The organism is Salinivibrio socompensis S35, from assembly GCF_000513715.1.
GTDB classification, from domain to species: Bacteria; Pseudomonadota; Gammaproteobacteria; order Enterobacterales; family Vibrionaceae; genus Salinivibrio; species Salinivibrio socompensis.
Genome location: NZ_AQOD01000122.1, coordinates 30,091 through 40,879 on the forward strand (window position 1 = coordinate 30,091; position 10,789 = coordinate 40,879).

A 10,789-nucleotide genomic window follows, 5' to 3' on the forward strand; every position below is an offset into this window, starting at 1 on the left:
CTCAACAGGCTGGCCACGTCGGATCATCCTCTACAACCAGGATATTATATGAAGAATTAATAGTTGGCTTGTCACCAACGTTCGAGTCAGTCGGTTCATCCTGATCGATCGGTTTCGTCTTCACCGTTTCATGCAACGGCAGCTGAAAGTAAAAGCACGATCCTTTCTCTTGGGTCGATTTAAAGCCTATTGTTCCCTTCATCTTCTCGACTAATTCCCGAGTAATCGCAAGCCCTAACCCTGTGCCGCCTTTTTGACGGGTATTCGTGCTGTCAGCTTGCGCAAACTTCTGGAAAATTTTGGGGTGGAAATCCTCAGAAATGCCACACCCTTGATCAATGACACTGACAATAATTTGATCCTTTTCCAGCTTAGTCTCAACAGTAACCGTTGCCCCATCAGGCGAAAACTTGATCGCATTGGATAGCAGGTTAGCCAATATTTGCTTCAGCCTTTGTTTGTCTACTCGAACCTCGGCATCAGCCGTTTTACTGTTCAAGACGATGTCGACGTGCCGCTCTGCACCGTATGCTTTATTCTCGTCTAAGCATTGCTCAAGGATGGGATCAATAGGTTGAACTTGCATATCAAAATATAACTGACCAGCTGCTATTTTTTCGATATCGAGTAAATCGTTGATCAACAACGCTAACCGCTCGCTATTGCGGTGCGCAGTGTTGAGTATTTTTTGGGCTTTATCAGGGATATCACCCAAGCGTCCACCTAATACTAAACTTAGTGCGCCAGACACCGAGGTGAGCGGCGTACGTAATTCATGGCTGACCGTAGAAATAAACTCATTCTTCATTTGCTCATGGCGTTTTCGTTCGGTGATATCTTGGGCAATACCGAGGAAACCGGTAATCACTTGGTTGTCGTCGTATATCGCCGTCACCGTCAACGTAACAGGAATAGGCTGGCCTTGTTTATTCACATAGTGCCACTCACGTGTTTCTGCGCCCTCTAACATCGGAATCGTCACAAAGGTCTCAAACCCGGTTATCGTCCGATTAAACTGATCGGATAGCGCCTGAGATCTTTCTTTCACCTCGTCAGGCACATGGAAAAAGGCAGGGCTGTGTTCATCAACGACCTCAGCAGGATGGTAACCAAGCAGCCGCTCGGCGCCTGTATTGAATAAGGTAATCACTCCTCGCATATCCGTGGCGATAATCGCAACCTCAGTCGAGGCGGCCAATATATTACTGAGTAGATCGGAGGTGCTTGCCAATTCACGGGTACGATCCTGCACCTCCTGCTTCAGGTTTGCCCGTGCATTTTCCAATTCAAGGAAATTATAGCTAAGCGCATAGCTCATATCTTGCAGTGATGAGGACATAACAGCATATTCCGCCACTCGGCTTTGAGGCAGCGCGACACTGACTTGATAACGTATTTTTTCCGGTAGGTAACGGCTTGCTTTATCCAATCTAGTTAAAGGCTGAATCAGGATGCGGCTCAACAAAAAGGTGGCCAGTATACTGACAAACGCAATGCCTGAAAGCATAATAAAGCTTTGATTACGCTCACCTTCGATGTTTTCTATCAGCGGTGCCGCAGGTCGCTCTACGAGCAGTGCAGACACGTTAGGCCAGTCTGCTATTGGTAATAGATATTGATAAAAACCCGCTTTCCAGCGGTTAACCAAATTATCCCCGGATTTCGGCAACCAAATAGACAGGTTATCGGCACTGGCCCGCGACCGAATATCGCCTGGTAAAACAGAGTGTAAATCACCTACCTGCACTGTCGGTGTCCCGTTAAGGTTTAATATCGCCACACCAGACGCACTTTGAGACAGTGACGGCAGTAATGCTCCTTTTTGACTATCAAGCGAACGATCGGATTGCTGGTTGAGTCGCTCTACGGCCTCTTCGACAACTAACTTAAGTTCGTCAGCGAGCCTTTGCTCGTTGTTTATTATATTATTTTGGTTGTTAATAATAATCGGTATCATGCCCGCGGTAAGGGTCAGGCACAATAGCGCATCAAAAAGCAACTCTTGGAGCCGTATCTTTGGCGGCAACCAATTTATGGCGCCACTCTGAAAACGCCAAACCAGCAGTTTTACCATTAACCCTGCAATGAGCGCGTTAAACACACCGTTCAGGGCTTGCTTCAGGGCAATCATACTGGAGGAGCTGCCATCCATGCCGATGACCATTGTGTAGAGTGGTATCAGCGCCACCGGGCCCATCACTAACCAAAAAGCAAGATCCGCAAGTACTAAGTTTTTTACGCCACGGCGATATAATAAACTGACCGCAAACGCTTCCAATGTCAGTGTCAGCATCGCGTAGGGGTGGCCCCAAAGTACCCAAGTGTAGGCACCGCCCACCAACGCCACACACACTGCTGACCTTAACCCGAGCAAATTTACGGCCAGCATGACAGCCACCGAGCCAAAGATAAAATGCACACCAAAGAATAGCGGCAAGCTGATCATGTTACCGGCGAAGGCAACAACAGCCAGTAACAGCGTTGCCATTGCCTGCTTAGCAACTACATTCATTGTTCAACCTGCAACTGAATAAAAAATAACGCCCCACCGCCCTCAGCATCGCGATAACCCACATCGCCATCCATCTGTTGGCAGATTTCCTGCGTAATGGCAAGCCCTAGCCCCGTCCCCGCAACCTTGCGATTATCGCTGCTGTCCGCTTGGCTAAAGCGCTGAAAAAGCCGGTTTTGAAATTCCTTGGCGACACCCGGCCCATAATCTCGGATGCTAACTTCAACTTTCGTTCCATACTCAGTGACCGATACGTCCACCTGCTCTTCTTCAGGGGAGAATTTGATCGCATTGGATAAAAGATTGGTCAATGCTTGAATCAATCTTGGTCCATCAATATTGACCGTCACAGTCGGCCAGTCATTTGGGGTGTGTATTTGTACCTGGTTTTGATGCTGATAAGACTTAACAGACTCTATCGCGTCATCTAACAGCGAGCCGAGATCTTGTTTTTGTTTGTTAATTGGCATTTTTCCCGCCACGAGTTTTTCCATATCTAACAAGTCGTTTATCAGCAAGGTTAAACGTGTTGCGTTACGCTCAGCAGTATGGAGCAACTTGTTAGCCTTTGGCGGTAATTCCCCCGTTGCACCGCCATTCAATAACCCTAACGCGCCTTTGATCGACGTTAATGGCGTGCGCAGTTCATGACTGACAGTGGCAATAAATTCATCTTTCATTTTGTCGAGTTTTTTACGCTCAGTAATGTCTTCGACAAGCGACCAGATCACCTTTCTTCCATCCAACTCCGTACTCAGCATGCCTTGCAGACGGACCGGATAACGACTGCCATCTTTACGGATGTACTCTTTTTCAAACGGACCATAGCGTCCTGTGCTCTGCATACTCGCCAGCGCTTTTTGCTCCTCTGGCTTATATTCTATGGGAGTGACATCCCAATAACTAAGAGAAACGAACTCCTCGCGGGTGTAACCGGTGGGGGCTATCAAGGCATCGTTTAGGTCAAGAAACTGCCCAGTTGCAAAATCGTTCAGGGCGATGCCGATGGGGGAAAAGTCAAACAGACTACGAAGTCTTGCCTCGCTCTGCTCCAAGGCCAAGCGCGCCTGATGTTGTTCGTGAACATCCTGTAAGTAACCGTGCCACAATATACTGCCATCAATCATTTTTTCTGGCCTCGCCTCACCAGAAATCCAACGGTACCCTTTACCAGGGCAATCGCTTTGGTAGGTCGCTTGCCAATATTCTAACGTGTTGGCTGAATGCTCAATGGATTGGCGAATGGCCTCAATATCACCAGGATGGATACGTTCAAAGGCGGGTATGGCGTCTTCTGCTGCCTGTTCTGGTGTGATGCCGTACAAAGATTCTATTTGAGGGGAACTATAAGGAAACACCATACGACCATCGGGAAAAAGACGGAATTGATACAGCGTTCCCGGCAGTAATGCCGCTAACTTGGTCAGCCGCTGCTGGCTCAGATTCTGGGTCAACACATCGGATAACCAGTTGCCGAGAAGGCGTAGAAACAGTTTTTCGCCATCGTTATAATCATCAGAACGCGCACGAGAAGACGATACGTTCAGCGTGCCCCAAGGACGGTCATAGACATCGATAACAACGCCAGCATAACTGCCTAACGGTGCGGCTTGATAGCACGGATGTTGCTGGAACTCCGGACGTTCGGTATCGGCAATAAACTGTTCCTGAGTGGTGGTACTGGGGCTATCTGACATCAGGAACTGACACCAGGTGTCTTTTAATGCAAACTGCTGCCCCGCAACAATCGCGGTGTCTGGCGGCCCAGCTATCCAGTTAACCGTATACACGTCATCTTTTATTTCACTGACGATAGCCAGTTCGGCCCGCAAATAATGCTTGGCTTCTTCCAGAGCATGATTAATTCTCTCATCCAAGCTACTATGACTGGAAAAGGCAATGTCAGTGAGCACCATCAACGCCTGATGATGGCGCTCCAGCTGCGTCAAGGCATCGCGCTCTCGAGTAATATCGATAATAAACCCTTCAAGTACCTGTGGATGCCTAGGGTCTGTTTTAATGCACTTGCCTCGCTCTTCCACCCAGCGAAAACCCAGCGTACGATGCCGAACACGGTACTCAATATGCCATTCCTCATTGTTGGCCATGGCGTTGGCAACGGCCTCATCAACCAATGAAACATCATCAGGGTGAATAAGATCCGCATAACAAACACGGTTACTGTTAATTAGATCGTCGGCGGCATAACCACTAATAGTATCGACTTGGTTACTGATGTAGAGCATGGTCCAGTTTTTATCCGGCAAACAACGAAACGTTATGCCGGGTATATTGTTAATCAACGACGTCATTTCATCGTGGCTAGTTTGCAATTGTTGTTGCAGTGCTGTTGACTCACGTCGCTGATAGGTATCGGTCCAAATCAGATCCTCCACCATGCTAGCGAGGTTCTTTAGTTGAGCTACGTTCTCTTCACTAAACGGCCTTGGTTGGTTATCAATCAGGCATAGCGTGCCCAGCCGATAACCCTCGCTGTTATGGATCGGTATACCAGCATAAAATCGAATATCCGGTGCACCACAAACCAATGGATTGTCACAAAAACGGGTATCTTCTAACGCGTTTTCAACAATCAGCGGCTCACTATCGAGAATGGCATGCCCACAAAAAGAAATATCCCTTGGGGTTTCCGAGGCATCTAATCCCTGGCGAGATTTAAAGTATTGCCGTTCCCTATCGACCAGTGACACCAGCGCGATAGGCACAGAAAACAAGTCAAGGCACAAGTGAGTTATGCGATCAAAGCGTGGGTCGGCACCACTATTAAGCAGCTCTGTTTCGTCTAATGCCTGTTGACGCTGGATTTCGTTATCAGGGACAGCTGGCGTTCGCATGCAAAGGCTCCGGATAATTCACGATTAAGGGGTGTTCACTGCTTGTACAACACAATTCCGTCCGTCATGCTTGGCGCGATACAAGGCTTTATCAGCCTGCACCAATAAGGACTCACCCGTTTCGGATCGCAAGCGCTGATTATCGGCAATACCGGCGGAAAGCGTACAAGAAAACGTGGCGTCACTCGCCTTGAACGTAATGGCTCCGAAATCTTCTCGTAACTGATTGACCAAATGCTCGGCTTGACGTGCTTCACAATCTGGCAATACCAGCGCAAACTCTTCTCCACCGTATCGGCCAAGCTTGTCGGTATTCCTAAAATGCTGACGTAAAAGCGTACCGATGGCCGCGATCACCTGATCGCCAATCGCATGACCATAAGTGTCGTTCACGTCTTTAAAGTGATCAATATCCAACATGACCACGCTGAATACTTGCGACCGACGCTGCGTGAGCTGCCATTGTTTTTGTAATGCGTCTTTGATGCTGGCGTGTTTCAATAAACCGGTAAGACCGTCTTGATGTTGCGTCCGGTTGAACGCCCGAAGCCGTTGTATTCTACTTTGACACAGTCGCACCAAAAGATCCGTATCCACCGGCACCTCAAGAATAGCATCACCGTCTAGCAACAATGATTGGCGACGCAAATCTGCGTTAGGGTCGCGAGAGAGGAAAATAATCGGCAAATGTGACCAATGCTCTGTCTGCGCGAGCAAGGCCACTAATTCAGCGCCCGTCACCTGCGGTAACCAGACACTGACAAGGATGATTTCAGGATTAAACTCGCTGATACACTCAAAAAGTCGTTCTGGCTTATCCAGTATGGCGACTTTCATGTCTGCATCTTCCAAGACAGATTGGCATTGAGAAACGAGGGCTGGGTCTTGATCAATCATCATAACCCGACCAGGTTCCGCGTCTTTGCTACCGAGCATATATGCAAACTTTGAGGCAAGTTTGGCCATGTCCAACGGCTTGGGATAATAGCCCGCGCCTCCCGCGCGCAATGTTTGCAGTCTGGCTTTATAACTTTCCTCAGCACCAATAAAAAAGACAGGACATTGGAAGTGCTGCAGTTTGGTCTGCCACAAAGCCGCTAAGTCAGTATCAGACGCGTTGATCTGAATAGCATGATGGTCAATAAGCAGTAAGTCAGGTGCGTGTTTAGTCAGTTGTTTTAGTTGGCTCGCATCCTTTATCCAATACACCTGAAAACCAAAACGAGCAAACTGGGACTGGGCGTACTTAGCTAAGATATTATCGCGCTCGACCAACCCGATAACGGGCGCCCCTTCCATGACCGGTTGCTGGATTGTTGTGGTGCTTTGCGTCGCTGACTCGCTATCTTTGTGGTGCGCAGACTCAAGCACTTCCATCCAATCTGTTGGTAGACTGGTAGGCTGTTCTGCTTGAGATAAGCGCTTGGCAACCTGTTGCTCAAACTGACGGGCCGCTTCGCCGAGACTGGGAAAGCCAAATGTCCCCGCCGCACCGGCTATGGTGTGCAACCCAGCATGCAACGCTTTTAACGTTTCCTGGTCATCATTGCCTGATAACAACTTATCATTGATGTCATGAAGCCGTTTAAACTCGGAAGTCAGCCGTTTGGCGTACGCTTCCTTTAGCCTTTCCAGACGCTTATCGGTGTCATTGGTCTTTTTGTTATCATCCATTGAACTCATCCCAAAACGCGCTAATGTCATCAGCTAATGTCATAGGATCGAAAGGTTTAGAAATAACATTACTAACCCCTAAGGCTTTATAGCGCTCCAATTCTTCCGGATGAACTTTCGCGGTCATAAACATAATCAGTATCGAGTCATCAACGAGCCCTCGTTCCCGCATGGCGGTGAGTGTTTCTGGGCCATCCATATTCGGCATCATAACGTCGAGCAGTATGATCTGCGGCTTAAACCCTTCCACTTCCTGCAAGGCCCGCTCTCCCGATTCACAGGTTTGAAGGGTGAGCCCCCCCACCATCCTCAAGTGCTAAAGTAGCAATTTCACGGATATCGGGATCGTCCTCTACATATAAAACTTTACTTAAAACAGCCATATACATTCCTTGCTCATTCGCCCAACGGTGTACAACAAATACGACGAGCCGCTCAGTTCTATCAACTAACTAAGGTTTTGTTTTTGAATTTTAGTAGATTTTTTCTTTGAGCGTAGTACATGTTGCCAATCTATTGTGGTGTTCCTTAAAGTGTCGTGAGAAAAAATGATTCGATTTAGCAGTTTAATACTTCCCACTGCGCTTTGCTGATTTTGTATAAAACATGTTCGCTAAGCGGATCAGAAGGGTCGAGATCGGGGTGCTCAATTAGCCGGGGATCTCSRCGGCCCCGAATCCCCAACCACGCTCGGCGATTAACGACTGGATTTTTGTTGCCACTTTGTCGCTTTCTTCCTGGCTCAGACACGCTGGGAAGTGCGCCATAACACGGCTATCCCGGCTCATCTGCGCAAAGGGTTGTCGATCGGCGTCATCCCATTGCCGAAGTATCAATCTTTTCGTTGTTATCATACGTTAGGTGAAGCCTTTCTTACGTGCAATAACGCGGCTGATCGAGTGACTGTTCAGCCTATTATCTTTGTTGCCTTAAGGTGCATTTCGTTCAGCAGGATCGCGTTTGAAATCTTTTACCAGCTTATGCGGATCGACTTGTGCACGATGCGCCTGTGCCGCTTCGGCCCACCAGATTAATTGGTTCAGTGTTCGCGAAAAATAATCAAACCAGGCGTCTTTATCTTCCTCCTCCTGCATAGATCCGTCCGCCGTAAAGACCTCTTGAGCCTTGGGAACATGGATCATCGAAGAAACCGGCAAACAACCGAGCTCTGAAAGAAAAGTGCGCATGCCCACAGCGGCGCGCATGCCGCCCCATTGGCCGGCAGAGTAGGTCACGATGGCGCTTGGTTTGTAAGAAAACAAAGAGCTACCAAAATGGTTTAACAAGTTAGCCAGCGCCGGGCTCATAGTGTGGTTATATTCAGGACTGATCATCACATACCCATCAGCACCCTTTATTTTTTCAGCTAACGCGCTGAGCGCTGAAGGCGCCTGACTTTTCGGATAGGCAAAATGCGGTTTAAAAACAGGCTCAAGCGGGTAAGCCTTCGCATCAATCAGCTCTATGTCATGCGCTTGATAGCGCGTGTGCAGACATTCCAGCAATGCGTCCGTTACACGCGCCCCAAGCCGAGCGGGTTTAGGCGGCGTACTGTCGCGCACCGTCCCCAGGAAAACCAACAATTTCATAAAAACTCCATCAAGTGGGCCGTTGACTGCGCCCGAAATCAACTGAGATTTCGCCGCCGGAAAGCCGAAAAAAGTCACCATTATTACCTGTATTCATAAAATGGTGGTGATCTTAAATTCGATGCTCAGAGACGGCGTAATGGGATGAAAACCTCGCCAAAAATTAATGATTGACGACACACTCGTCTGTTCGTTGCCCATCTCAAAGGCGAGTGCTAACATTTGTACTCACACCAACAAAGGAATACGTCATGGACACTAGAATTCAATTTCGTGTTGATGAAGAAACAAAAATTCCCTCTGGATTGATTGCTTCCTCCGGGAAATAACGCCCGGACCATCTGCACAAAGGGTTGTCTATCGGCGTCATCCCATTGCCGAAGTATTAATCTTTTCGTTGTTATCATACGTTAGGTTATGCCCGTACTCATTGTGTACTCAGGATGCCCCGTATGCACATCTTGCTGTTCACTTATCACGCTAAAACCTTGAGATAAGTAAAACCGATAACTCGCCTGATTCTCCTTGTATACCGACAAGTTTAACACTGATCTTTGAGACTTCGCATGACTCAATAAGTGCTTACCAATACCTTGGCCCTGAAAGGCAGGAGACACAAAGATGGCAGCCAAATTATTTTCATACAGCGCATAAAATCCAACGACTTTTGACTCAGTTTCATAAACGTACACTTCTGACGCTGGGATGTAGATCTCACGCATGTTCTCAACTTGAGATTCCCAGAAGTCAGCCGAGACGAAATCATGTGCTTTAACAGACGCTTCAAGCCAGATTTCAAGCACAGAATCTACGTCATTTGGGTTGTACTTTTTTATTCATAAAAAACCTTTTCCAACACCGTTTTGGGCGGTTGCAATAAAAATACCTCGTGAACCAACTGGGTTAATTCATCGACGCTATCGATGCTTTTATCAGTGATCAGTTGCCCTGCCGCGTCCCACACCAAAAACTGCTGATTGCGAATCAAATAGCGGTGTGAAGCAGTGATCAACGACACCACAAGGTTATTGACGAAAATGGCATCGGGGTGTTGATGAGAATAGAAATGCGCCACTTCAAAGTCGGCTTCTACCACGTCGTAAAGCTCAACCTCGTACAGCGTCAATGGCGGTTGGTTGGACTCGTGTAATACCACCGTCACCACATCACCATTGCGCGTGATTTGATAGTTATCCTGCCCGATGTTGCAGGAACTCTGGTTTATATTGAGCAAGCCCCGCGGGGTTTTATTGCCAAAACCCACATCGACTAAATACGTCTCGCCATCGAGCTCAAGCACATTCATGCGGTGAGTGCGTGGATTAGTGGGTTTACCATTGAGCATCACCCGCGCCAGCACACTGCGTACCTCAAACCCCAAATGTTCCAAAGCGAGGTAGGCGATTTTATTGTGCTCAAAGCAATAACCGCCTTGTTGGTTCACCACCAACCGCTCAAACAAGGCATCGGTCTGCAAAGAAAGCGGCTGCCCCGCCATGGCATTAAGGCTAGAAAACGCATACCGCGCCAAGTGCTTTTTAATAAGTTCAGTGGCCAGTGCCACGCCCTTCGCCTCACTCAACGCAAGGTGATGTAAATACTGTTCAATCATGGGTGCTGATATCATCGTCGACTCCTTGTGTGAATGGCACCAGATTAACCCCTCAAGTTAGGTTGAGGTAAAGCGGAGCAAAGCCAGAATCCTCGCTAAACGCCTGTTATTTTTAAGTATTAAAGTTTCATTTTTGTTTACAAAATGTTGTAGATGTGGAAATGTACGCATCTAGTTTAATAGGGAGAACAAAATGGAATTGGAACTAGAAATTACTTCAAAGATGAAAAACCTCACGAATAACCAGATAACAGATAGCTCATCATTACTTTCAAAAAATAATTAATCGGATAGCTACTATGGAATATTTGAGTGCCTTAGTTACAGTAACTTCAATAGCCATCATCATGGTAATCAGTCCAGGCTATAGAGCGTCAATTATCTTGGCCGGTTTTCCGTCAATTATCTTGGCCGGTTTTCCGTCAATTATCCTGGCCGGTTGATACTGATTTCTAACTACCTTCTCTCATTGCCATTTTGCGTCGGTAGCTTTCATCCTTCACAGTGAAGAATGATCGCATGATGCACCAGCCGATCGATGGCGAGC

8 protein-coding genes are annotated in these 10,789 nt (G+C 47.6%); all 8 read right to left on the minus strand.

The window, feature by feature from the left end:
- Position 1: 1 nt before the first annotated feature.
- Positions 2–2,512 (minus strand): HAMP domain-containing sensor histidine kinase, encoded by a 2,511-nt coding sequence (locus DZ54_RS21745; RefSeq protein ID WP_205619405.1) that lies wholly within the window; start codon positions 2,510–2,512, stop codon positions 2–4.
- Positions 2,509–5,367, minus strand: coding sequence for a PAS domain-containing protein (locus DZ54_RS0113310; protein ID WP_025674597.1), 2,859 nt, complete (start codon positions 5,365–5,367; stop codon positions 2,509–2,511). Before DZ54_RS0113310 ends, DZ54_RS21745 begins: the two co-directional genes overlap by 4 nt.
- Before the next feature lie 24 nt (positions 5,368–5,391).
- Positions 5,392–7,041 (minus strand): diguanylate cyclase, encoded by a 1,650-nt coding sequence (locus DZ54_RS0113315; protein ID WP_025674598.1) that lies wholly within the window; start codon positions 7,039–7,041, stop codon positions 5,392–5,394.
- Positions 7,034–7,348, minus strand: coding sequence for a response regulator (locus DZ54_RS21750; RefSeq protein WP_240474010.1), 315 nt, complete (start codon positions 7,346–7,348; stop codon positions 7,034–7,036). The genes DZ54_RS0113315 and DZ54_RS21750 overlap by 8 nt, the downstream gene beginning before the upstream one ends.
- 343 nt (positions 7,349–7,691) lie before the next feature.
- The gene (locus tag DZ54_RS27540; RefSeq protein WP_025674600.1) at positions 7,692–7,895 is read right to left on the minus strand and encodes a GNAT family N-acetyltransferase; all 204 of its coding nucleotides are present in this window, start codon (positions 7,893–7,895) and stop codon (positions 7,692–7,694) included.
- 75 nt (positions 7,896–7,970) lie between these two features.
- Positions 7,971–8,630 (minus strand): NADPH-dependent FMN reductase, encoded by a 660-nt coding sequence (locus DZ54_RS0113330; protein WP_025674602.1) that lies wholly within the window; start codon positions 8,628–8,630, stop codon positions 7,971–7,973.
- 410 nt (positions 8,631–9,040) lie between these two features.
- Positions 9,041–9,466 carry an N-acetyltransferase gene (locus tag DZ54_RS0113340; RefSeq protein ID WP_025674603.1) on the minus strand — a complete coding sequence of 142 codons (426 nt, stop codon included), beginning with the start codon at positions 9,464–9,466 and terminating at the stop codon, positions 9,041–9,043.
- Positions 9,463–10,257, minus strand: coding sequence for an arylamine N-acetyltransferase family protein (locus DZ54_RS0113345; RefSeq protein ID WP_025674605.1), 795 nt, complete (start codon positions 10,255–10,257; stop codon positions 9,463–9,465). Before DZ54_RS0113345 ends, DZ54_RS0113340 begins: the two co-directional genes overlap by 4 nt.
- Between the last annotated feature and the right edge of the window lie 532 nt (positions 10,258–10,789).